Source organism: Pseudoalteromonas sp. P1-9, from assembly GCF_001399975.1.
Classification (GTDB): domain Bacteria; phylum Pseudomonadota; class Gammaproteobacteria; order Enterobacterales; family Alteromonadaceae; genus Pseudoalteromonas.
Map to the genome: position 1 here is coordinate 74,489 of NZ_LKBD01000013.1, position 23,850 is coordinate 98,338.

Below are 23,850 nucleotides of genomic sequence, written 5' to 3' on the forward strand. Positions count from 1 at the left end.
ACACGTGTTGAAGTGAAGGTGGCTGGGCAACTCGTGTGTAATGATGTAACCACGATTGTGCACGCGGCGATAAATAGTGCCGGAATAGCATGGTTGCCGTTTGATATTGCTCGCAGTTACATACAGCAACAGCAGCTTGTGCCTATTTTAACTGAGTATTCACTTGAAGCGAGTCAGTTGTGGGCCGTGTATCTATCGCGAAGTTATCAATCTCCGCTTGTGCGAGCATTTATCGATTTTTTATCGGATTCTTGGCAGCAGGATATTTTGCCAAACAAGTAGGGATCTGAATGTTCAGATCCCTTGGATATGAAAATGGTTATGATCTCAGGTTTGGCGCAATTAATTTACGTTAGCAGTATTTGTGTTAACTTCACCCGAGACCACAGTTTTAAAAGCGGTAATTAAAGCGCAATTGGGCATTACGCTCTTTGCCAGGCATACCACCTAAGAACATCGCCTTTTCGTAGTACACTTTGTCGAATAAGTTATTTAACTTAAGTTGTACACCCCAGTTCTCAGCTTGGTAAGCAATACCCGCGTCAAACACGGTATAACTTGGTACATAACCGTCAGGAATACCAAAGGAGTTTGAGTTTGTACTGCGTTCATCAACATAGATGCCGCCAAGGCTGAATTCAATCGGGCTTTCACTGGTAAAGGCATAGCTTGAATGGGTTAACCAAGCACCCGCTGTAACATATGGTACACCTTTTTGTCGCTCATCATCGTTATCACGGGCATCTTGATACACCGCATTGACATTTAGCTTCCACTGCTCATTTAAATAAGCATTTAAATCAAGTTCAATACCGTTTGTTTCTTCTTTACCATCATAGAAGTAGCGCGGTACATTCGGTGCTGAAACACCTTCATCAAAATCTGGGTTGTTATAGCGTAAATTAGTGCGACTAGATTCAAATATCACTAATGATGCAACCAGTTGATCATCGAGTGCTTTATAACGCATACCAATATCATTACTGATAGATTCTGAATCTTTACGGTCACTTTCGGTGCCGTAGATAGTGCCAAGCACACTGTAGGCGGTTCGGCCTTTTGCGTGGTTTACAAATATCGAAAAGTCGTCATTTACAAGGTAGGTTGCACCTAAATTATAAGTCATACCACTATCAGAGGTATCTTGCTCTGGCGTTGGCTCAGCGGCACTTGCGCGGTAACGCGGGTCCACACCAAAGTGCGCATAACGCTGAGTGATTTCATTAAACGCCACACCAATACGCGTAGTTAAACCAAAGTCAAAATAACCGACGTGTTGAATACCTAAGCCCCAAGCACTGACTTCCTTGTTGTAGTTAGCGGTTTTTAATGGATCATAATCTTCGAAGCTACCAGCGCCCCAATTAGGTGTGCGAATATCAAAAATATACGGTAATTGACCACGATAAATTGTGTTGCCATCTTTATCTTTAATTACTTTATCAGCGTCATAGATTGAATATTGCTGAAAACGAATGTCGCGATCTTCATAATTCGCATTGACTAGTAACTCGTTGTCGATATTATCCATTGAAAAATCGTAACGTAGGTCGGCAAAATACTGCAAAGATTGCTCATTTGCAGTTACTTTTCGGTATTCTTGACGCCTTGCTGCAAATGGGAACAGCTCACCGTCTACCACAAGTGGTGCGCGTGGATCGGCATTGATGGTGCCGCGGCGGTTCCAATACACATAGTTATAGGCACCAGTTTGACGGGCAAACCCTGAATCGTAGTCGCGGTATTGTAATTGCTGGTTAAAGTAGAGGTTATCAGTGAAGTTAATATTATGTGTTAGCTTTACACGGAACTCTTCGCCTTCATTGTCTTTTGCCATCGACGAAATGATGCCATTATGACCAAAGGTGTAAGGCGTTAAGCCATCATTGGCAGCAAGTGACTCGGCCAATTGTTGTCTTTGTGCATCGCTCAGCTGAATACCAACTCCGTTAGGGTCATTTATTAAGTCAGTCCAGCTTACGTCGCCTGCGCTTTTACCGCCGACCGATTCGGCATTATAAATGCGAATAGGGTGACCGATTGAGTCAACCGCAATGCCATCTTTAATATAGGCTGTCGAAAGCATTATATCGTGGCTGTCACTAAACACGTATTTGAAGCTGAGGTAGGCTTCGTCGCGGTCGTTGTTTAAATCGCGATAACCGTCGCTGCGCGCTGATTTAACCAATACACGGTAAGCAAGATCGTCGGTGATTGCTGCCGTTGAATCAAGTTCAAGCGCATAGGTATTCCACTGACCTAAATCGGCGGTCATGGTGTGAGAGGCTTCAAACTCTGGTTTTTTCTCAATTAGGTTAATAACACCGCCAGCACTGCCCATGCCGTATAAACCGGTTGCTGGGCCTTTTAATACTTCGATTGACTCAACATTGGTCATTGAACGGGTAGGGTTAAAGGTGTTGCCAAGGCCCGCGCCACCATACATGCCGTCGTATGTGTAGTTAGCACCAAGGCCACGGATCACTAAATTATCGCCAATGCCGTAATTGTTACCAGCTTGGGTTACACCACTGATGTTTCTGATAGCATCTTGTAAATTGTCGACAAGTTGCGAGTTAAGTAATTCACTGTCAACCACTACTACGGCTGCTGGGGTTTCCATTAACGACATATTCGATTTAGTAGCAAGACCCGAGTTTAGTACCACTTTATTTTGGCGGCCATAAACACTGACAACTTCAATGTCGTCGTTGTTTTTAGCTATTGCTTGGTTATTAGCAAAAGCCATTGAAGTTGGTAAAAGCGCTGCGCATGACAGTGCAATAAGCGAGAGATTAAATGATTTCATTGTTTACGTAATTGTATTTATAACTAAGATGCAAATGATAACTGTAATCATTTATTTTATTCAATCGTTCAATGTGACATTTAACATTAATAAAAGTAACGGTTAACGTTATTAACAAATTAGCGCTATTTATGAGCTGTGTAAGTCGATGAGAAGATGTTTTGGATTTTGGATAAGCGCAGTTACATCCACTTAATGCGAACCATACAAATAATAAACACCTGTATTTTGCTGAAAAAGAATGAATGGCGTTATATCAAAGATTCATCGGTTGCGGAGTCAGATGATGCGGATTGGATTGATAACATTAAGTTTGCGGGTCAAACAAATTAGGGTGTAATTTAAACCGTTATATAACACTAAAAGCCGCAATCAGTTGCGGCTTTTTTGTACTACCGTAAAGTGAGTTAATTTATTTCCAATAGCGTGAATTTTCGCCCGAAAAGTAGTGTGAAAATTGCGATAGATGCTGATACAAAAAGTCTTTGGTTGCGGTTACTTTTGCTGCTGTTTTTAAATCAGAATGATACAGCAACCATAAACTCCAAATTGAGGGTTTTACCGGTATATCTAAGCGGTAAAGATTTGAATGTGGTTGTGAATCGACTAAACCACAGGGTAATTTTGCAATACCTAAGCCATTTTTAGTCGCGATAACAAGCGGGCCGAGTTGATCAAATCGTGCGATTACATTGCTACTTGGCAAGTATTTGTTATGCCAATCGGCTTCAAATTCTAGCTCCCACAATAACACGCGGTGCTGTGCGCGAGAGGTACTTAAATAATCATCACTTGCATAGACACCCCAATTTGATGCAAACAGCTTTCTGCCAATGAGGTCGTCTTGGCTCGGTGCTGGGGTGAATCGCAATGCAATATCGGCCTCTCTGGCACGCAAGTCTTTGTGCATTGAACCAATTAGTAAGTTGGTTTGAATATTGGGATAACGCGCATTGAACTCGTTAAGTGCGGGTACCACAAAATCGTTAGCTAGTTCAGGTGTTAAGGCTATATTTACCTCGCCGCTTAGCAGCTGATCTTGTCCGAATAATTTACGTTCAATATTGCGCTGCTGCTCTTTTAACAACGTGATATCAGGTAACACCGCTTTGCCGGTTTCCGTCAGCTGGTAACCTTTTGGCACACGTTCAAACAGCCTAACCTTAAAGCGTTTTTCAAATGCTTGAATGCGCCGTGCAACGGTTGTGTGGTTAACCTTAAGTTGCTTGGCAGCGCCCGATAAGGTGCCCGACTGATAAAGAGCAACTATGTATTGGTAATCATCATCTAAGTTCATCTGTGCATTATTGCACAATAAAAATGCGAAAATCACTAATTTTTTTAGCGCTAAAGTGGCGTAAAGTGAGTGCGTAATTAATTTAACTTTAGACAGGATGCTAATTATGTATACCCTTTATCATTTTCAAATTTCATGTTCTTCTGCGGTAAAGATGGCGCTAGAAGTTATTGGTGCAGAACATAAAACTGTGGTAGTGGATCTCTTTGAAGGCGCGCAACACAACGCCGATTTTTTGGCTGTTAATCCACTTGGTAAATTGCCAGTGTTGGTAGATGGCAGCCACACCTTTACGCAGGGCGAAGCAATTTTAATTTACCTTTCGCAAAAGCACAAAAATGCACACCTAATGCCTGATTTAGCAAGTGTTGATGGCATGGAAGCGTTAAAGTGGTTAAATTTTGTTGCCAGTAGTTTGCATGGCCATTTCACTAAGATATTTCATCCGGAAAAAGTGTCAACGGATCATGATTCGGTTAAACAAAATGCTGAAGAAGAGATTGTTAAGTTACTTAATTTTGTGTCAGACCGATTAGCTCAATCGCCTTATTTAGCAGGCGAAAAACCAACCCTTGCGGATTTATATTTTGCGGTGATCTTAGGCTGGGGGCAGGTGTTAAGTTTTGAGTTGTTTACACGTTTCCCTGAATTTAAGGTTTATAAACAGCGATTACAAACGACTTTCTCGCAATCAGAAACCTTACAAAATATTTAAGTTAACCACCGTACTAACAACACATATTTAGTACGGTGTAATTCGTTACTTAAGGTTATTATCGGTAAGTAACGAATTAAAGCGGGTTTCGAGTTTGCCACCGATAATCGCGACACGCTTTTTCATTTCTGTTATCCATTTTTCATCGCTCATCACATCTTTTGAAAATGTCATATCGCGTTTAGTGTGACCAACATACAACAAAGCATCGGCAAGTGATTGAAGTGTCGCATCTTTACTGTTTATTTTACTAAGCATAGGTCGCGCTTTTGGCATTATGTCGCGAAATGGGATATCGGCGAGAACGGAATTATCGTCTAGTTTAATAATTTTTGCCGTGTCTGTATTAGGCAACACGTCATACAACACGTTTTGAATAACAGGCCACACAGTAAATACTGAGTTAGGTTTAGCCATCTCAATACGAGAAACCAGAGACAAATCGTGCTGATTAACCGTTTCTGGATGCGTTGCTTTTAATAAGTGAAAACCGCCAAACACTAAAATCGCTTTTTGGTTAGACTGAATAATCGGTTTGAGTGTATCGTAAAAGCCATCTACTTTGCTTGATGCAGCACGCTGCCACGACTCGGCGGTGGCACTTTCCCAATTAAAGTGTTTTTCTGCCAACAGTACCGTTAGCTTTTTGTCATCGGGTAATGTTTGGTTTATGGCCCTGATTGATTGCAATAATTCCATATACCCGTCGCCAAGCCATGCGGTGAAATAGAGGGTTTCGCGCAGTACGTGTTTTAGCTGTGACTCATCAACAGTATCACCTTTAATATACTGATTTATATAGTCTTGATAATTTTGATTGCCAAACTCCAGCACAATAATTGGCTGCTGCGATACAATTTTTGGTGAGGTAATAATGTCACTTATTGCCAGCATAAAACCAGGGTAGTAATGGGCATCACCAAGTGCAACAAATTGATGGGTTGAGAGTGCATCGACAACAACCTGTTCGCTTGGCTTTAGCTGTGTTTGTAATTGACTAATTTGCTCTGGCGATAGATTTAGCGTCGCATTTTTCGATAAGTAGTTGCATGCCGCTAAGCAGACAGTAATTAATACAATAGCAAAGTACTTCATAATAAACCTTGAGAAAATAGGGAAGCGTAAGATTTTGATTAGCCTGATTCATCAGGTTCGAGCGTAAAGAGCAGATCGAGCGCTGGGAGAAACACGCTAACGGCAAATAGCGCCGCCGCGAGTGCGTATAAATAATTTAAGGTGGTGGTATTTTTAATTAGCCATGAAATACTCATACTTAGCCAAAATACATTAAACAAAGTGATGTTTACATTTGGTTTAAGCGGCTTAGCGCAATACTTACAGTTGAGTGGCTCGCGATTTAATAATGCAAGGCGGTCACTCAGTTTAAGCGGCTTTTTGCAGCAAGGGCACGAGCGAGTAACGAATTTGTTCAACATGGCTTAACACCAAATTGTAACTGATAATCATTACTGTTTAATGGTAAGTCATATGGAAATAAATTAAAACGACTTTATAAGGGCTTTTAAAGCCCTGCTAGTGTCCACGATATTAACTTGCGTTATGTTGCCGTTATTGAGTGTTAACACAGTAACGTGATCATCTTTTTTGGGAATAGTATTTAGTACGTCCCCCTCTTTATCCATAATTACCGAATAAGCGAGCTTCTTCATTTTAGGAATAGCAATAAAACGGCTAATAAGCGATGGCATTGCGCTAATATCGGCGTAGTATTGAACATTTGCAGCTAATAAATCATCACTTTTTTTATTCTCAAATGCTGTTTTAACAAGCTTGCTACTATCCATATCGTGACTAAATACCAGCCATTTCGTACTAGGTAAAAGTGCCTGCTTTTTATCAAATTGGTCATTAAGCTCGGGTAACGAGAGTGTTTGACCCGCGGTCAATGTTGGTTTTGTACTCTCCGCAACACTAACCCATGAGGTTAAAAGTAGTGAAAAAACAGCGAAAATGTTTAGAAATCTCATAATATGCTTTAAATCCTGCTTTATTTAAACGTGGCGTAATAATTAAACTAAGATCAACGTAATCAGTGTGCCAGCAACGTAACGTATTTACGCTAAACACTCATTACCCCAAACTTTATACGTTTTATCTAACAGCTTAGATTAGGCTTATTTAGTGCCAAAAGTACAGTCTTGCTCAGAGCGTTTAAATACGGTTTGCATCCAAATACGCCGGTTTTCTTTGGTTTTAACTTGTTCTGGCAGTGGGTAAATTATCAATAGATAATCGCCTTTATTCATATCATCAACTGAAAATGAGGGAGCGCTGGGGTTATTTACTAAAATAGGTTGGATCACCGCGACTTTTCGCTTTTTTCGCAGCATTACCCGTTCAACGGTTCCGAGATGTGATGCAGAGTGAAAATGACCATTTAAGTGCACTAGTTTATGATTTGGGTGATTTTCTAATGCATTATGGATTGATTCAGCCATGGTATCGTCACGAACTACTTGGGCAAAATAGCGATTTAACGTACTTGGTTTAATTGTTTCCTGACTGTGCCCCATATTGGCGGTAAACTTATTAAAGTAAGCCCCCTCGGTTGGCGTATAAAACGACTGTGCCACTTGGTGTTTTCGTTTTTCTGGTAAGTTGTCTAGTATCCCTAAGCCGTGCCTGCCGGTACATACCACAGTATCTTTCGGTGCGTTTGCGGCAATAACAGGTAAACCATGTGTTTTTGCCATTTCAACAAGGGGGCGATAACTGCTTTGGTAATTATCCCATGCACGGCCAAAGTGGCGGAATGACCATTCACCAATTTCATCATTTAAATACGCATTTAGGTATGTTTGCGTATCTCGCTCAAATTGTTCTAACGAAAGGATGATTTTAGGGTTAGCTTTCAGTAGCGCTTGATAAATGTTTGCCTGTGCTAAATGATTACCTGGATGACGATGATTCTCACCAATAAATATCACGTCATAATCGCTCAACCCGCCAATGCTTTTTGCTAAATCAACAGTCTTAGGTTGCCCTGAACGCACATCGATCAGTTGATAGTCATACAAGCTTGTTAGCGGTGTAGCTAAATACCATTGGTTGTTGTTTTGCACAAGCGAGCTCACGGTTTTCTCGTGGCTTGGCATGTGAGTGCTTTGGCAAGCAGTTAACAACATACTAAGCGATAACACAATGAATGAAAGTTTGGTGCGTAGCACAGTAAACCTCTTAGTTTTCTTATTTATGATGATAAATGGCTTACCATGTGGTAAGCCTTTTTATTGAGATTAGATTAAAGCTAAATAGCGGCGCTCTACTTCTTGCCAGTTTATTACATTGAAAAATGCGCTAATGTATTCTGGACGGCGGTTTTGGTATTTTAAGTAATAGGCGTGCTCCCACACGTCTAAACCTAAAATTGGCGTTTCGTTATTCATTAGCGGGCTATCTTGGTTGGCAGAGCTCGTCACTGCTAGTTCGCCATTTGCATTTACAACAAGCCATGCCCAGCCACTACCAAAGCGAGTTAATGCTGCTTTAACAAACAGATCATGGAACGCGTCAAATGAGCCAAATGTTGCAGTAATCGCATTGTTAAGTTCCCCCGTTTGAAGCTCACCACCAGTGGGTGACATTACTTGCCAAAATAAGCTGTGGTTATGATGGCCTCCTACGTGATCTCTTACAGCTTCCTGCAATGAGTGTGGTAAAGCAGCAATATTAACTAGCAGCCATTCATCACTTTTTTGCTCAAACTCAGAACCTGCTAGCGCTTCGTTAGCTTTATTCACATAAGTTTGGTGATGCAAAGTGTGATGTATTTCCATTGTTTTTGCGTCAATGTGCGGCTCTAATGCATCATATGCATATTCGAGGTTCGGTAGTGTAAATGCCATATTTTTTTCCTTTATAATTTAGCGTTACTCGCTAGTGAATCGTGTTGTTTTGAGCACAGATTGTGTTCATGATGGTAGTTAACTTGCTGGCGATATTCGCATCGTCGCCATATTGTTTTAGTAAAACGAAGCAATGGTGTTTTAGTTGTGAGAGATGCTTTAATACGAGGAGCTGATGCGAAGACTGGGTTGATGTAAAAATATGCGCGGCGCATTTGCATACGCTTTTGTAGCCTTCAACTAACAGATCGCAGGCGTTGTTTATATTTTGCTGTGCGATATTGGAATCTACTAAGTTTAAATACGACACCACCACAGCGGGAATATACTGATCCACAATCCAAGCTTCTGGCGGAGGTGAATCAGATTCGATTTCCGCCTCTACTTGTTCTAACGCAGTTAAACAATCGGCATAAAAGAGGTTAGCGTAAGAAAACTGGCAGCTATCGAAAGCTTGGTTACCTTTTGATACATGCTGTTGCCAAATTTGCATCACGTTATGAATACAGGTTTTAGTATCGGGCATCTCAAATAGTTAATTTAAATAAAAACCATTATCATTAATATTTGAATTATTTCAAGCGATAATTTGATTTTAGCTAGGGGCTGTAATGGCTAAATTGGCAGTAGAAGGCGTTAATTGTCGGACTTTCACGTGTTTTGAATGCATAGTAGCGTAAGATTTGGTGGTTTGCACAATGTCTCACGTAACGTTAGCACTTGCTCCATATTGGTATTTTCTTATGTGTATTTGTGCTGGTAATTATGGAGCAGCGTGCTTTAAAAAGTGTATTGCAGTGTGTACTTAGGTAAGCAGTGTTACTGCAAACGAATGGCTTTTGTCATCATTGCTTTACCTTCGGTTTCTACGTAATCTAAAAACACCTTGGCAATGGGCGAAAGCTGCTGCGATTTGGCCCAAGAGAAAGACCACTTGGATTGAATAGGTAAGGACGATACGTTAATCACTTTCACATTATAGCTGTCGCCAAATGCCAATGTATGAGCTGATAAAATGGCTACGCCCATGCCTGAGAGTACAGAGTGAATAATGGCTTCATTACTGGCAATAGTCATTCTGACATTAGGCTTTATATTGTTTGCTTTGAAAAATTGTTCGGTGACGTAGCGTGTCCCTGATCCTTCTTCACGAATAATAAAGTTTTCCGCTGCAAACTCTTCTAATGAAACCTGTTTGCGTTTTGCAAATGGGTGATCCGCATTGGCTATTGCCACAAGGTCGTTTGACATAAACTCAATAACTTCAAGATCAAGCTCTTGCGGCACGTAACTGAATACATAAAAGTCATCTACCCCTTGTTCAAATCGCTCAATGACTTGCTGTCTGTTAGCAACGGTAAATTGAATGTCGATTCCCGGATAACGCTTACAAAAAGGGCCCAATAAGTGTGGAATAAAGTATTTTGCTGTGGTGGCACAGGCGATACGAAGCGTACCCGACTTAAGTCCTCGCAAGTTAGATAAATGCATATCAAGCGCTTCGCATTGCTGCATTATTTTCCGACTTGTTGCCACGGTTGCCAATCCCGCATCGGTGAATTTAAGTTGCCGTCCTACTTGTTGATAAAGCGGTAAGCCAATGGCTTCACTTAACTTTTTAAGTTGCATGGAGACCGTAGGCTGGGTCAAAAATAATGATTCTGCTGCAGCTTTAATGCTGCCACCTTCAAATACGGCTAATAAAATTTCAAGTTGACGAAAGGTGCCAATGTGCGCATGTAATCGTGATGCCATACTCATTCCAAAACATTAAATTAGATAAAAATCTAATCTAAATATAGTTAATATCTATTTTTATCTAATTGAAACGGTGTGTAAACTTTTTTCTGTCGCTTAATTTAATAGATGGGAAAGTAAAATGAAGAACCGAAGTTTTATATTGTCTCTCGTTACCTGTGCAATGCTGCTGGCGTTCTACGCGCTGAGCAGTCAAATTGGTCAGCCTCAGTTGGCATTTGTTATTGTTGCAGCGTTATTGTTTAGCTTTTCACTTTATTCACAGTTAGTCGCACGCAACAAGCTAGGCTTGTCTCGACCTGCCGCAGAGCACTATATGCAACGCGTGGGAGAAAAATAAGCCATGATTATTGATGCCGTTGTCGCTTTTTTTATTCTGGGTATCGTTAGTCAATTATTAGGTGCCAAAATAGGATTTCCTGACGGGCTGTATAAGTCGCTGAGCATGTTTTTGATGATTGCGATTGGCTTGAAAGGCGGCCTTGCATTGCAAAAACACGTCGACCCAGCATTACTTACAATGTCACTGGCCGTTGTTGCATTTGGCCTTGTTTTACCGTTAATCGCATACCCTCTTTTACGCTACTTCGGACAGCTCGATAAAATTAATGCTGGGGCAATTGCAGCACATTATGGCTCGGTGAGTGTGGCCACGTATGCTGTTGCAATTGCTATTCTTGAGGCGAACAATGTTTCGTATGAGGCATACTTCCCGCTGTTTGTTGTCCTATTAGAAATGCCAGCGATCGTTGTAGGCTTAGTGTTAGCAAAAGGCAGCTTGAAAATCATCAACGGTGAATTTGTTAAAAAAGAGCTTGTGGCCAACCAAAGCATTCTACTGATGCTCGGGAGCTTAATTATTGGTTATTTGGGTGGTGATAGCGTTGCGAAATTATCGCCTTTCTTTATTGAGCTTTTTTCGGGCATTCTTGCGCTATTTTTATTCAAAATGGGGCTAATCGCAGGCAAACAGCTTATAACGGTTAAAAAGAACAGTGTGTTCTTAATTAGTTTTGCTGTACTGATGCCAATGATTGGTGGTCTTGCGGGCACAGGGCTTGGGTTAATGCTTGGGCTAAGTAGCGGTGGTATTGCGTTAATGGCGGTGCTAGGCGCAAGTGCGTCTTACATTGCGGTGCCTGCTGCAATGAAACAAAGCCTGCCAGAAGCTAATGCTGGTATGTCGATTACCGCATCTTTAGGTATTACCTTTCCATTTAACGTACTGATTGGTGTGCCATTTTTTATCACGTTTGCAGAATATCTTGCGGCAAAATAATCGTGATAGTCATTAAATAAAAACGGCGAACCTAAGTTCGCCGTTTTTTAGTTTTTACTAGTATTAACGCGTAACTTTTACACGTTTTTCAATCATCAATTTCGCTTCAATGCGACGGTTTTCACTGTGTGCTTTAGCTGTGTTGGCGTCGTTTAATAAACGCGTTTCACCGTAACCTACAGCGCTAATACGTGATTCATCAATGCCGTATGTGTCAATTAGCACCTGCTTAATTGCTTTGGCACGCTTTTCTGACAGTTTCAGGTTATAAACCGCGTTGCCTGGTGCAGAGCTGTGACCTTCAATTTGCACATTTTGCTCAGGGTATTTTTTCATAAAATCAGCAAAACGACGTAAGTCAGTGCTGTTTGGATCAAGTACTTCACTTGAGTTGTTATCAAACTGTACCGCTAATTTAATGCTGTCTTGCATGTCTTTAAACAGTGTACACCCTTGTGCGTCTGTTTTATCTGTCGTTGGTGTATTTGGACATCTGTCTTCGTTGTCGTTAACACCGTCGTTATCGCTATCAAGCACAATAGCGCAGCCAGTGCTGTCGACACGGACACCTTGTTTTGTATTCGGGCATTGATCGTTTGCGTCAATAACACCGTCGTTGTCGCTGTCAATTACCGGCGCAGCTTTAGGTGCTTCGGTTGCAGGCGCACTGTTACCGCCAAACTGATAAAGCAGACCAAGTTTACCGCTGTAATCTTTATGGTTTTCGCCAAAGTCATGGTAAGCCGCCACTTCTGTGATTACTTTCCATTTGTCGGCTACTGGCCAATGCATACCTACACCTAAATTACCTAGGTTATAACCTGTATCAAGTGATTCGTGTTTTAAACCTGCAAATACGTATGAATTGCCTTGGAATGGGAAGAACATCGCATCTAAACCGTAGCGATGACCGTCAATACTTTCTTGACCTGGATATGCTTCTAAGTCGATGCGTGCATATTCAAAACGACCACCCCATGACGGAGTGAAACGTTCGCCAAGTTCTAAGCCCCAACCCCAATCAATGCGGTCTTTTGGCATTGCTTGGAATTTATCTTTGTCTGCATAGTAATATTCGGCAAAGCCACCAAGCCAGATTTCCTTATCTTCAGCAAGCGATGGCATGCTTGTTACAGCTGCCAAAATAGATAGCGCAAGAGTGTGTTTTTTCATTTAATGATCTCCGTTTTCTCATGTAAACGTCATTTAGTTTAGTAGATTGCTGCAGTGGCGAAGTAAATATGTTCGTTCTGCTTTTTACGAACTGGCTTACAAATTTTATGCCTATTATTTTTCATTTATATTTCAATGAATTAATAAGGCTTCTTAGTTTTTTAATACTAACTGTGTAAAGAGTTACTCGGTAAAAAAGTCGCAATTTGTAAGTTTTACATTGCTCAGTGGCACAGGGGATATTGTAAATCGGTACAAGCTGGGTTTGAAAGCAAAAAACGGCACTATGTTGTGGTTTTATGATTAGATGATGGTATTACACACAATGTGTTTATAAACCGAACTGCAAAGGGGAAAGAGGGTTCAATAGACCCTCAATTTATAATGTGGTACAGCAACATAACAAAACGAAAGTGCTAAATATCTGCTAATCGCTGTAGCAACTCATCGGTTTTGATTAATCCTGAAATGGCTTCACCATTTTGTAGCAAGATAGTAGGCGTAGCACTAAAACCAAAACGCTGTGCCAGCTGTTGCTGTGTAACTAAGTTATTCTCACAGACGTTTGTAACATTACCTTGGTAACGACCTACTTGCATTGCTTGGTTCATTGCTTCTTGTGGATTGCGTGCACACAGTGCTGCGGCGGTTTTTTCAAATGCGCTGCTGCCGACTTTACCTCGTGGGATCATTACATAGTCAACCGTAACGCCTTGACGATTGAGTTTCTCTATTTTTCCATGCAATTTGCGGCAAAATGGGCAATCGATATCGGTAAAAATCGTGATGATATGCTGTTCGTTACTTGCTTGATAACTTAGTAGTGCATCTCTAGGCAAGGTTTTGATAAGTGTTACACGTTGCTGCTGCTTTACTAATTCAGTTAGATCTATTTTGCTTTCGGTGTCGATAACTTGTCCTAAATATAAATATTTACCATCGGGACTTGCGAAAAACGTATGGTTTTGTGTTGTGACTAAGCGGAGCTCATTGTTATAGGGCTCGACGGAAAACTGTGTATTTTCACCGAGTAAATCAAACAACTTTTGTTTTACCGCTGCAAGAGTCGAGTGATTATTTTCAAGTGGTTGCACTGTTTGTGAGTGCACAAACGCGGCGCAAAAAAAGAGTGAAAGTGTGAATAATAACGCGATAATTCGATTAACTGATTGCATATAATTAGCCTATTAAATTTGGATTAAGCCAACTTACTAGGTAGCAGCGTTCGACGCATTTAAAACTATCTATAATCATCTATAAATAGCTATAATTTTTTTAATATTAATGGCTTATATTTTTAAGGGTAAGGTGGTTTTAGATGCGCATAGTGCGTTGTCGTAAGCTAAAAATATCACTATGCAAGGTGCTATTTGTGAAATTAAAACTGGTTGGCTGATTTAGTTGGTGGCAAAGCGCCAAGTGTTCAGCATTTTGCTCTGTGTTGGCTTGCTGCTTGTTATTTGTCACTATTGTTGCAATAAGAGATTCTCTGTTAACGGGGTTACGCTGAGTCGTGCTTGCAGTTGCTGGTTTGTTGGTAATAATCGTCGCAATACGCTGATTAACTACTTCACTACTGCACACGGCTAAACTTGAATTAAGTAGCTCTTTACTTTCAATTGCATAGTTGAGTGCATCATTGATTTCACTGTTTTCTAATGATATACGGCTTAATAGGTCGAGTGCTTGCGTACGATAATAATCTGAAGTTGGCGTTTGATTAATAATCTTAAACGCAAGCTGATTTGCTTGAGTGAGCTCTTTTTTGTGTAATTTTACTTCAGCGAGCAATAGTTGCGCCTCTATGGAGTGGGGGTTTTCTTGCAAACTAAAGTTAAGCCACTTTTCGGCAACCTCCAAATCACTTTTTTGAAAAGCGATTAGCGCATTTGAGTAGCTGCTCATTGCCGGCAATAAATTTGTTGTAGGCGGTGTATCGCTATGTGATACCCACATAGCACTGGTAATTGTTGATATCATTAAGGTTAGGCCGGCAGCAATGGCGCGCCAAGGTAGTTGTGTTCTTCGAACCGGCGTTACCTGTGTTACCGTGGCTTGCCAAATATAACCTTGATTAGGTTGAGTGCGAATAAGCTGTTGCTCTGGTGCCAGTTTACGCAATTCACTGATCACTTGGAAAAGGCGATAGTCTTGCACGTCTTCACTTTGCCACAGTGCCTTAAACAATGCGTGTTTTGATATTAATTGCTCTGGCTGTGTTAAAAAAAACAGCAGTGCCTGTGCAGTTTTAGGGCGAATGGGCTTTTCTTTACCTGATTGCGTTAAGGCAAATGTTGTTGCGCAAAACGTGAAATCGAGAAATTGATAAATAGCCATAAATTGTCCTTAATAGCATCTGTTTGTTTTTTCTTTAATGTTATAAAGATAAAACAAGGTTAAGGCAACCGCTGCTCTATTTTCACTTGTTATTTATTTCGTGAGTTACAGGGTTATTGGTAACGCCAGCACCTACTGAAACTGGCTGGCCATATTTATTTTCTGAATCGCCTCCTTTGGCGAAACCTAGGTATACCATACAACCAATAGGGCCAATCACAGGGATCAGACTCAAAAACATCATCCAACCAGATTGATTACAATCGTGCCAACGCTTTATGTGGATCATTAAGGTCATCCAGGAAATCACACACAGGGTGAAAAAGAATACTAAGAAAAAAATCGCTTCAGCGTAAACGGGCAGGCTAGAGTTGGATTTAAAGAAATTATTTAATACGTTAAATAACCCTAAGCATAATACTATGTAAAGCAGCGATATACCCCAAAACATGCTTCGAGTAGCACGTCCTCGCCACGAAAAGAGCACGGTATGAATTGGTATGTTTAGATTTTTCAGAGTCCATAAATTAAGTAAAAAACAGGGCAGTAGAATATTAAATTTTAATAAATTTAGTACGCTCATCGTGTTGTTATAATGTTTGTATAAATAAAGTAAATCGCCCCATAATGTATATTGCGCAATTTGAATAGCAGCATAAAACACGCTCGAAAATAGCGACAGCACAGCAAAACTAATTAGCCAAGGGCGACCTGGGATATTGCGTAGCATAAAAGCAAGAATGACGATGCCACTAGCAAAGATAGGATTTGAAAGTAAGTAAGCAATTTGAAGGAAGTCTTCCACACAATAAAGTGCATGAGAGCAGTTCATTACAGTCCTTGTAGTGATTTTAGATAAAATGTGGCGTTAGGCTACGCGTTAAATAAATTTTGTCAATTAAATCAATTGTTAAATCAGTCTTGGTAATTAGATTGCAAGGTGTCTAACTGGCCTGACGAAAGCAGTGTTTGAAGCGCTGAATTCAGTTTGTCGAGCAGTACTTTGTTGCCTTTTCTGACCGCAATGGCAACGGGGGTACCGCGATAATTTGATTGCACAATTTTAACTTTAACACCGTACTGTTTAGCGAGGTAAAGTCCTACTGAACGCGGCATAATAGCAGCGGTAGTTTCACCGTTGGCAAGCATTAACATCGCTTGCTCTTTTGACTCAGTTTGAATTAAACGAAAGTTATCTTTTATGTGCTTTTCTTGCCATATGGTTTCGGTGAGCGAGTGTTTGTCGCCGCTAATTTTTTTTCCGTAGAGGTCACGTACAATTTCAATGTCTTTACTGTCTTCTTTTACAAACACAGTGGTGTAGCGAAAATAATAGGGTATGGTGAAATCAAAGTACTTCTCTCGCAGCGGATTGATTTCCATTCCAGTGACGCAATCAAGCTCGGCAAAACGTAAGTGGTTAACTACCTCATCCCATGTATCTGCAACTAAATACAGTTCTCGATTAACTTGCTGTAACACACGCGTCAGCACATCGTAATCAAAGCCAGTGGGTTGGTTATTCTCGATAAACTGAAAAGGCGGATAGCCTGTTGCCATACCACATTTAATATTATCCCCCGTTTGTGCAGTTGCGGTGTGGGTAAAAACCGTTAGCAAAAAAACCATAGCAAAGCGGAAAAGAAACGTAGTCATTATTTAAAAGCCGGTAGTCAAAAAGGTGCAGCGCAAAGAGAACGCGAGTAAAAGGTAATTAGCGACACAAATTATAGTTTAATGCGCGCTAAAAATTAACCGCGTTTGCGTTTAAGAATTAGCGCTACATCAAAGAAATTGCATTTAATAGCGATATTGTTCAGCTTTCACACAGCTAATTGCCTTTGCCTTACGTTAACAAGGTTATTTTAGCAATAAGCTGCAGCAAACCGTTTCTTAAGCTTTTCTTAAGTATTGCCGTTTAAGGTCTAACAAATAGAACGCTCTAGGTAGTCACAGCTGAGATTAATAATGCTGACAGATCTTAAAAAACATCTAATGCCGTATTTGGTATTAACCTTGTGTGTGCTAGGTGTACTTAGCACTTTTCGTTTGGGCTTTAGCCTTTGGCAGTATCAACACTTTTCAAACCCCAATGCGTTGTTAAATTTATTAATTGGTGGATTACGCATTGATTTAAGTACGTTGGGTTATTTACTGCTTATCCCTGCACTTATCTCACCGCTTGCATTAAGTATTAAAGCCCTAAAACCAATATGGCTAGCATGCCTTAAAAGCTACTTGGTGCTAATTCTAACAATCTTGGTGTTTTTAGAAATGGCCACACCCATATTCATAGAAGAGTATGGCTTGCGACCAAATCGTTTGTTTGTGGAATATTTGGTGTATCCAAAAGAAGTGTTTTCAATGTTGATGAGCGGGCATTCTGCTGCCGTTTTTGTAACACTTGTTTTATTAGCCGCGGCGATTAAGTTAATTGTGTTGCCGCTAGCCAATTATTTTGTGTTTAAAACGACTGGACAAACTCACGCTACAGTAAAGGTTAAACTCGTCGCGATTTTACTGGTGCTCGCTACACTTATACTACTTGCCCGTGGCACATTTGGACACAGACCTATCAATCCCGCGTATGTGTTTTTTTCAAATGATGCACTAGTGAATTCGCTAACGCTTAATTCCACCTATAGTGTGTTCCATGCAGTTAAAGCGCTGCTAAATGAAAAAAATGCGAGCAAACTATATGGCGCGATGCCTGAGCGTGAGGTTATAAACATTGTTCGTCAAGAAACAGGCTTACCAACATCGGCTTTTACTTTACCGAATAATCCAATGTTTAACATACAGCAACCTAGCTACCTAGGTGCGAAAAAGAATTTGGTGATCATTTTAGAAGAAAGCCTCGGCGCCCAGTATGTTAAACGTTTAAACGGCTTGCCACTAACACCTAATATCGACAGTTTGTATCAACAGGGCTGGGGGTTTGACAAGCTATATGCAACGGGCACGCGCTCTGTACGTGGTATTGAGGCCGTTGTTACAGGCTTTACGCCGACGCCTGCAAGGGCGGTGATTAAGTTAGACAAGTCACAAAAAGGTTTTTTTACACTTGCAAGTTTGTTGCAGTCTGAAGGTTACAACACCCAGTTTATTTATGGCGGTGAAAGCCACTTTGATAATATGAAAAGTTTTTTTCTTGGCAACGGTTTTCAGACAATTGTGGATTTTGATGATATTGATAAGCCAAATTTTGTTGGCTCTTGGGGTGCAAGTGACCAAGATGTATTCACACAAGCGAATATAGAACTTAATAAGCTGGCGATACAAGAAAAACCGTTCTTTAGCCTGATTTTCACTTCAAGCAATCATGATCCATTTGAAATTCCAAACGGGAGGATAAAGCCATTTGATTATACAGCATCTCAGCGTGCTCAATATGATGATAAAGAGCGCGCAAGACATAAAGCAATTCAATATGCAGACTTGGCCTTAGGTGAGTTTATTAATACAGCAAAAACACAATCGTATTGGCAAAATACGCTGTTTTTGATTGTTGCCGACCACGATGCACGCGCGTTAGGTCAGACTCTGGTACCAGTAAACAATTTTCATATTCCAGCGATTATTTTAAACAGTGAGTTTGATAATCAGAGCTATAAAGCCATTGCTAGTCAAATTGATTTAGCGCCAACGGTGCTGTCATTAATGGGAGTAACCAATCAATCGCCTATGGTTGGGCGCGATTTAACAAAAAGTGCCACAACTGGCAGGGCATTAATGCAGTATGCTGATAATTTTGCCTACTACAGTGACAAAGGTGTCACTATTTTACAGCCAGGGAAAAAACCGAAAATGTTCGATTTTAATAGCGTAGATAATGATATGAGTGAAAAACCACTCGATCATAATGAGGCGAAAGTGGCGTTGGCACATGCGCTTTGGGGCAGTTTAGCGTATCAAAATGGCTGGCATGCCAATTAGCTAGCGTCAGGCGAGCAAATTGGCACACGAGCCACTAGCAATATTTTTTAAAACGTAATTGCGTATTTTTCTTTGATAAGGGGAATAAGCCTTTTTGATACCGCTAATACTTCAGGCTTGTCTTTGCGTAAATAAATTTCACCATTTTGGTATGCCTGCCACTGGGCATTTTCAAATATTGCTTTGCCGTAGGTGTTGCTAAGTGATTGAGCCACACGTGTTTGCTCAGTGCTTGCTGTTAAAATCCAAGCGAGTTCTAGGTGGTTATCACCGAATACGGCTTCAATTTTGCGCGGAAAACCAAATGCTGAAAAATTAAAACAGTTAACTTGTTTTTGTGCATTAGGCTTGGTTAACAACCAGGGTTTAGTGTCTTGAATCACAAGCGGTTGGCAGTGTTTTTTAAATATCGGCATAAGTTCATCAATTGACGCGCCAAATTTAAGTAAGGTATTTAACGTAACTTCACTTTGCTGGTTATTGTTGATATGTGGGTTAGACCACACAAATAAATTTGGGTGAAGCGCATCCTGCCCGATTAAGGTAGCACTATTTTTGTGTGTATTTAACCACAATAGATGATTGCTGTGTGCTTGATACGTTAAGTACTCAGCATATTTTTCGCTTAAGCCGGTAATGGCACTTTCACTGATATTATTTGTGTTAATGTGTGCAACCTTACCGTCGGCAATGACAATAGCAGCCTTTCCGCCGTGTTTTACACTGTCACATACTAAATGTTGCTCTGTTTCTTTTGCTAGAGGAAAGCGCGCTGTTGAGGTCGACATAACGCGTACCTTTGTTTGGCAATTTGCTTGCAATTTAGTTAGAGATGAATCAAATGATTCACTTATCGAAATATCAAAAATGCGCGGTGGTGCGGCATTAGCGTTTGCTGAAAAGTTAATAGCGAGTGCACAAAATGCGAGCAGAAATTTGTTCATAGTTGTTTGTTTATGTGTTGTTTTTAACTAAGTCGCAAATTGTTTTTAAAAGGTTGCAATATTTTTAGACGAAACAAAAGCTAAACAAAAAGGCCAGCAAATGCTGGCCTTTATTCGTCTGTATCAAGTTTGTTAGCGTTTAACGCTTAATCGGCTTTAATAAAGCTTTTGATTGCTTGTAATGAATCAAACCCTTTGTAACCAATAGATTTTAATTCATCGTTTACTCAAAATAGCACGGCGCTGTCTTTATTCTCTTCTTCTTCAGCCATATCTAGGCAGAATTCATAAGAATCTTTCACTGTTTCTACGCTCGCTTGTTCTTCGCTTGCCCAAACTACAGTGCTTGCTAATGCCAATACCATTAAAAAATCTTCATATTTACCCTTTTTCAATTAACTGGATTGATATTTTTAACACCGACAAATTAGGGCTATTTTTGTTTTAAGTAAAACGATAAATAATTGTCGTAAAGGTAAAATTTATTTTGCATTTATGTAGAACGTAAAGAGCAACACGCGCTAGTTGAGATAGCCAAACAACATTGTTATTAAGACAAGAAAAAGGTTAGCTGCGAATGCTAACCTTTTTATTTTTTAAGGAGTTATCGCGTTATCACTACATTGCAGCGCGGAATATCTCTGCAATTTCTTCAGAAGTAGCTTGTATTGGGTTAGTAAATCCGCAGGCATCTTTTAGCGCATTTTCAGTAAGTGTAGGAATATCGTCAGCTTTTGCGCCTAATTGCTCAATACCTGATGGAATACCAACATCAGTGGCTAAGCTAACAATTGCGTCAATTGCTGCATCTGCACCTTGTTGTTCGCTTAAATTGCTCACATCAACGCCCATTGCTTTTGCAACATCACGTAAGCGACCTGGAACCGCTTTAGCGTTAAAACGTTGTACGTGTGGTAATAAGATTGCGTTACATACACCGTGAGGCAGATCGTAAAAACCGCCAAGCTGGTGCGCCATCGCGTGTACATAACCAAGTGATGCATTGTTAAACGCCATGCCTGCCATAAATTGCGCATAGGCCATTTGTTCACGTGCTTCAATGTTCTCGCCATTATTCACTGCTTCGCGCAAATGTGTTTGAATTAGTTCAATCGCTTTAATTGCAACAGCATCAGTGATTGGCGTTGCAGCAATTGATACATACGCTTCAATTGCATGGGTAAGCGCATCCATACCGGTTGCGGCAGTAAGCGAGGCAGGTTTTGCCAGCATTAGCTCAGGATCGTTAACCGATAATAACGGCGTGGTGTGTTTATCAACAATGGCCATTTTAATGTGGCGCTCTTCATCGGTAATAATACAAAAACGCGTCATTTCTGAAGCCGTACCGGCTGTTGTATTAATTGCGACCAGCGGTAGCATTGGTTTTGCTGATTGGTCGACCCCTTCATAGTCGCCAATTTTGCCGCCATTTGCAGCAACAAGCGCAATGCCTTTTGCGCAATCATGTGGCGAACCGCCGCCAAGTGAAATTACAAAGTCGCAATCATTGTCTTTTAAAATACTTAGGCCATCGTTTACATTGCTAACGGTAGGGTTTGGCTGGGTACCATCAAATACCGCCGTTGCGACATCGCGCTCGTAAAGCAGCGACTGAACTTTTTCAACAACACCAATTTGGTTCAGGATTTTATCGGTTACGATAAGCCCTTTTTTAAATCCTTTTGCTTGAATATTATCAGCGGCATCTTTTAAACAACCTGCACCCATTAAGTTAACGGTAGGAATATAAAATGCAGTAGTCATAATGATTTGTCCTTTATTTAGTGAGAGTTACTTTATTGCGACGGTGATTGTCACATGCGAAACCTTTCGCCTTTTTGATTTAAAACAAATACCACGTTTAGAACACTTAGACTTTAATCTAATGCGCTTTTATCGGCGCTTATTTGAGGCATTTAGAGTGGCAGTGAAAACAATGAATGACAGAAAAACAATCAAAAATTCAGTATGTTATGACATGTTTTATTACATTTAACGATTCTATTTCGTTTACGCATTGTTTTATCGTATCTTGCTTGTTTACTAAAATTGGGTGGCGTTTAAATAGTGCATAACAATAAAAAGGGATTACATAATAATGGCACACAACATTCAGCAAGGAACGTCACGACGCCAGTTTATAAAAAGCGCTGCGGTTGGCACGCTTGGCGCATCTTTGGCGCTAACCTCAAAAGTAAATGCAAAAGAAAATAGCGGCCTAGTATCGAACCGTTTTGACGAAGTGCCGTTTTTACCTGTACCTAGGGTCTGTTGATCTTTGCAGGCGGCGCAGATCTGTATCAACCGCCTGCTCTGATGCGCGCAGCAGCAAGGCAATTACCGGGTTGTGAAACCTTAGTGGTGGCAGAAGCTGGACATGCATTGCAATGGGAGTAGCCAAATGTGTTCAATCACGCTGTAATTTCGTTTCTAAACAAAGTAACTGTGTAACAGACACTTAGTGACGAACTAATGCGTGTTGTTCTTTGTGGTTTAAATTTTGTTCAAGTCCAACGCTTTTTGCTAGCGGCGTCGCTTTGTAGGCTTAGCTGTCTAAGTCAAGAAGTAACAACAAAGAACAAAACGCTTTGAGGTCAACAGTCGATAATGATAGATGCAAATTTAACGGTTAAGGCTTTATTTTGCCGATTGATTTTTATACTATCAAAGCGCATGTGCAAGTTATCAAGGAGTGATAATGAAAATTAAGCTACTGATTGTTACCGTACTTATTATGTTTGTTACTAAGGTGCATTCGTCACAGACGACCCTAGTGCAAAAGTCAGCTGAGTTTGCTAAAGCAAGCGAAGGTTTTCAGTTACATTTACGCGAAAAATTTTTCAAATCTGAGTCTATTCCGTTTCAATCTAACCAAATACACCTAGAATTTGGCAGCCAAGCACCCTTTAAAGATTATGTGCTTGAAATAAAAAAAGGTAATAAAACCTGGTCAAGTGATCTGGTTTTATTTAACCAACAAGACAATGTGATTGATTTTAATGCGTTGTTATTTGGCTTACTCATTGATCATAGAGATATTCTTCATTTAACTGGACAAGCCGGTTATGATTTTTACTTAGATTTGGAAAATAACCTAGCGGAAGATTTTAAACAATTTCACAATCAATACCAAAAAAGCCTAGAAAGCTATTTGAATTTTGTTGCTTACTCACGTGATTTCACGGTGTATCAAAATCGCATTATGCCGCCGTCGGATAAGTTAAAAGCGTTAGCAACAAAGGTTAAAGTTGTACCGCCTATTGAGCATCAGCAGTTAATTAGCCAATTTATTGATGCGATTAATAGCCAAAATACCGCATTTTTAATGGCGCAGCACATTCCCAATGCAAGCCAACGAGAAATAGACATTTATTCGCGAGGCTTAAATGTGCTTTATGAATATTTTGATAAGATAGGTAATCCGAGCGATTTCAAAATAGTGCAATCGAGCGATCTTAAAACCTATTCAGGCCCCAAGAAAACCTTTTATGTAATCGAGCTACTTAACCATCAAGGCAGGCACAAAGTCGAGATGGAGTTTTTCTTTGCTGATATGTACGGTGAGCGATACATTGGCGAATATGACATCACCGGAGTGCATTTTAGCTAATAGCTGCAATAATACCAATTCACTTAAATAGCTGATCATCCTAGCGGGCTAAATATCATGCTAACTGCGTTAGAATTTATCAATGTAGAACAACTACATAAGAAAAATTCCGCCTTGTTACCA

The 23,850-nt window shown here is 40.4% G+C and carries 26 protein-coding genes; 9 read left to right on the top strand and 17 right to left on the bottom strand.

From position 1 onward, the window contains the following. The first annotated feature begins 12 nt into the window (after window positions 1-12). Entirely contained in the window at window positions 13-282 is a 270-nt protein-coding gene (locus AN214_RS10295) for a LysR substrate-binding domain-containing protein (RefSeq protein ID WP_082428549.1), read from the top strand. A gap of 109 nt (window positions 283-391) precedes the next feature. Here AN214_RS10295 and AN214_RS10300 read toward each other — a convergent pair whose 3' ends face one another. Further along, the gene (locus AN214_RS10300; protein WP_054979652.1) at window positions 392-2,809 is read right to left on the bottom strand and encodes a TonB-dependent siderophore receptor; all 2,418 of its coding nucleotides are present in this window, start codon (window positions 2,807-2,809) and stop codon (window positions 392-394) included. A 156-nt stretch (window positions 2,810-2,965) separates the two neighbouring features. Here AN214_RS10300 and AN214_RS22695 point away from each other — a divergent pair, with 156 nt between their 5' ends. Further along, entirely contained in the window at window positions 2,966-3,142 is a 177-nt protein-coding gene (locus tag AN214_RS22695; protein WP_161805676.1) for a hypothetical protein, read from the top strand. Window positions 3,143-3,221: 79 nt separating this feature from the next. Here AN214_RS22695 and AN214_RS10305 read toward each other — a convergent pair whose 3' ends face one another. Further along, the gene (locus tag AN214_RS10305) at window positions 3,222-4,106 is read right to left on the bottom strand and encodes a LysR family transcriptional regulator (RefSeq protein ID WP_054979653.1); all 885 of its coding nucleotides are present in this window, start codon (window positions 4,104-4,106) and stop codon (window positions 3,222-3,224) included. A 106-nt stretch (window positions 4,107-4,212) separates the two neighbouring features. On the opposite strand from AN214_RS10305, the gene AN214_RS10310 reads away from it, so the two are divergent. After that, window positions 4,213-4,821, top strand: coding sequence for a glutathione S-transferase family protein (locus tag AN214_RS10310; protein ID WP_161805677.1), 609 nt, complete (start codon window positions 4,213-4,215; stop codon window positions 4,819-4,821). A gap of 45 nt (window positions 4,822-4,866) precedes the next feature. Here AN214_RS10310 and AN214_RS10315 read toward each other — a convergent pair whose 3' ends face one another. The 7 genes from AN214_RS10315 to AN214_RS10345 form a co-directional block, all read right to left on the bottom strand. Beyond that, on the bottom strand, window positions 4,867-5,916 hold the full coding sequence (locus AN214_RS10315; RefSeq protein ID WP_054979655.1) for a hypothetical protein: 1,050 nt from the start codon (window positions 5,914-5,916) through the stop codon (window positions 4,867-4,869). 38 nt (window positions 5,917-5,954) lie between these two features. Further along, complete coding sequence (locus tag AN214_RS10320; RefSeq protein ID WP_054979656.1) at window positions 5,955-6,257, bottom strand: hypothetical protein; 303 nt, start codon at window positions 6,255-6,257, stop codon at window positions 5,955-5,957. 63 nt (window positions 6,258-6,320) lie between these two features. Next, window positions 6,321-6,809: a hypothetical protein gene (locus AN214_RS10325; RefSeq protein ID WP_054979657.1), complete on the bottom strand. Its 489-nt coding sequence runs from the start codon at window positions 6,807-6,809 to the stop codon at window positions 6,321-6,323. Between the two features lie 147 nt (window positions 6,810-6,956). Next, on the bottom strand, window positions 6,957-8,009 hold the full coding sequence (locus AN214_RS10330) for a ChaN family lipoprotein (RefSeq protein WP_054979658.1): 1,053 nt from the start codon (window positions 8,007-8,009) through the stop codon (window positions 6,957-6,959). Between the two features lie 69 nt (window positions 8,010-8,078). Next, on the bottom strand, window positions 8,079-8,687 hold the full coding sequence (locus AN214_RS10335; protein ID WP_054979659.1) for a superoxide dismutase: 609 nt from the start codon (window positions 8,685-8,687) through the stop codon (window positions 8,079-8,081). A gap of 31 nt (window positions 8,688-8,718) precedes the next feature. Then, window positions 8,719-9,213, bottom strand: coding sequence for a hypothetical protein (locus AN214_RS10340; RefSeq protein WP_054979660.1), 495 nt, complete (start codon window positions 9,211-9,213; stop codon window positions 8,719-8,721). A 293-nt stretch (window positions 9,214-9,506) separates the two neighbouring features. Continuing rightward, the gene (locus AN214_RS10345; protein WP_054979661.1) at window positions 9,507-10,442 is read right to left on the bottom strand and encodes a LysR family transcriptional regulator; all 936 of its coding nucleotides are present in this window, start codon (window positions 10,440-10,442) and stop codon (window positions 9,507-9,509) included. A gap of 124 nt (window positions 10,443-10,566) precedes the next feature. On the opposite strand from AN214_RS10345, the gene AN214_RS22480 reads away from it, so the two are divergent. Next, window positions 10,567-10,785: a hypothetical protein gene (locus AN214_RS22480; protein WP_138631336.1), complete on the top strand. Its 219-nt coding sequence runs from the start codon at window positions 10,567-10,569 to the stop codon at window positions 10,783-10,785. A 3-nt stretch (window positions 10,786-10,788) separates the two neighbouring features. Beyond that, complete coding sequence (locus AN214_RS10350; protein WP_054979662.1) at window positions 10,789-11,724, top strand: sodium-dependent bicarbonate transport family permease; 936 nt, start codon at window positions 10,789-10,791, stop codon at window positions 11,722-11,724. 63 nt (window positions 11,725-11,787) lie between these two features. Here the strand turns inward: AN214_RS10350 and AN214_RS10355 are convergent, their stop codons facing one another. The 5 genes from AN214_RS10355 to AN214_RS10375 all read right to left on the bottom strand — a co-directional run bounded on the left by AN214_RS10355 (window position 11,788) and on the right by AN214_RS10375 (window position 16,890). Next, entirely contained in the window at window positions 11,788-12,897 is a 1,110-nt protein-coding gene (locus tag AN214_RS10355) for an OmpA family protein (protein ID WP_054979663.1), read from the bottom strand. A 416-nt stretch (window positions 12,898-13,313) separates the two neighbouring features. Beyond that, window positions 13,314-14,072 (bottom strand): DsbC family protein, encoded by a 759-nt coding sequence (locus AN214_RS10360; protein ID WP_054979664.1) that lies wholly within the window; start codon window positions 14,070-14,072, stop codon window positions 13,314-13,316. A 139-nt stretch (window positions 14,073-14,211) separates the two neighbouring features. Beyond that, the gene (locus AN214_RS10365) at window positions 14,212-15,234 is read right to left on the bottom strand and encodes a winged helix-turn-helix domain-containing protein (RefSeq protein ID WP_054979665.1); all 1,023 of its coding nucleotides are present in this window, start codon (window positions 15,232-15,234) and stop codon (window positions 14,212-14,214) included. A gap of 82 nt (window positions 15,235-15,316) precedes the next feature. Beyond that, window positions 15,317-16,066: a DUF805 domain-containing protein gene (locus AN214_RS10370; protein ID WP_054979666.1), complete on the bottom strand. Its 750-nt coding sequence runs from the start codon at window positions 16,064-16,066 to the stop codon at window positions 15,317-15,319. 83 nt (window positions 16,067-16,149) lie between these two features. Beyond that, window positions 16,150-16,890 (bottom strand): transporter substrate-binding domain-containing protein, encoded by a 741-nt coding sequence (locus AN214_RS10375; RefSeq protein WP_054979667.1) that lies wholly within the window; start codon window positions 16,888-16,890, stop codon window positions 16,150-16,152. A gap of 312 nt (window positions 16,891-17,202) precedes the next feature. Between AN214_RS10375 and AN214_RS10380 the strand changes: the two genes are divergently transcribed. Beyond that, window positions 17,203-19,170: an LTA synthase family protein gene (locus AN214_RS10380; RefSeq protein ID WP_200911126.1), complete on the top strand. Its 1,968-nt coding sequence runs from the start codon at window positions 17,203-17,205 to the stop codon at window positions 19,168-19,170. A gap of 47 nt (window positions 19,171-19,217) precedes the next feature. On the opposite strand, the gene AN214_RS10385 is transcribed toward AN214_RS10380, so the two are convergent. From AN214_RS10385 to yiaY, 3 genes are all read right to left on the bottom strand, one after another. Further along, on the bottom strand, window positions 19,218-20,114 hold the full coding sequence (locus AN214_RS10385) for a hypothetical protein (RefSeq protein WP_054979668.1): 897 nt from the start codon (window positions 20,112-20,114) through the stop codon (window positions 19,218-19,220). 227 nt (window positions 20,115-20,341) lie between these two features. Beyond that, window positions 20,342-20,479, bottom strand: a complete 138-nt coding sequence (locus AN214_RS22700; protein WP_161805678.1) for a hypothetical protein — start codon at window positions 20,477-20,479, stop codon at window positions 20,342-20,344. Between the two features lie 253 nt (window positions 20,480-20,732). Beyond that, window positions 20,733-21,881 carry an L-threonine dehydrogenase gene (gene yiaY / locus AN214_RS10390; protein WP_054979669.1) on the bottom strand — a complete coding sequence of 383 codons (1,149 nt, stop codon included), beginning with the start codon at window positions 21,879-21,881 and terminating at the stop codon, window positions 20,733-20,735. Window positions 21,882-22,215: 334 nt separating this feature from the next. Here yiaY and AN214_RS22225 point away from each other — a divergent pair, with 334 nt between their 5' ends. The 3 genes from AN214_RS22225 to AN214_RS10400 all read left to right on the top strand — a co-directional run bounded on the left by AN214_RS22225 (window position 22,216) and on the right by AN214_RS10400 (window position 23,727). After that, the gene (locus AN214_RS22225) at window positions 22,216-22,392 is read left to right on the top strand and encodes a twin-arginine translocation signal domain-containing protein (protein WP_082428551.1); all 177 of its coding nucleotides are present in this window, start codon (window positions 22,216-22,218) and stop codon (window positions 22,390-22,392) included. Next, window positions 22,389-22,514, top strand: a complete 126-nt coding sequence (locus AN214_RS23185) for an alpha/beta fold hydrolase (RefSeq protein ID WP_268795499.1) — start codon at window positions 22,389-22,391, stop codon at window positions 22,512-22,514. The genes AN214_RS22225 and AN214_RS23185 overlap by 4 nt, the downstream gene beginning before the upstream one ends. Window positions 22,515-22,815: 301 nt before the next feature. Continuing rightward, complete coding sequence (locus AN214_RS10400) at window positions 22,816-23,727, top strand: hypothetical protein (protein ID WP_054979671.1); 912 nt, start codon at window positions 22,816-22,818, stop codon at window positions 23,725-23,727. Window positions 23,728-23,850: the final 123 nt, after the last annotated feature.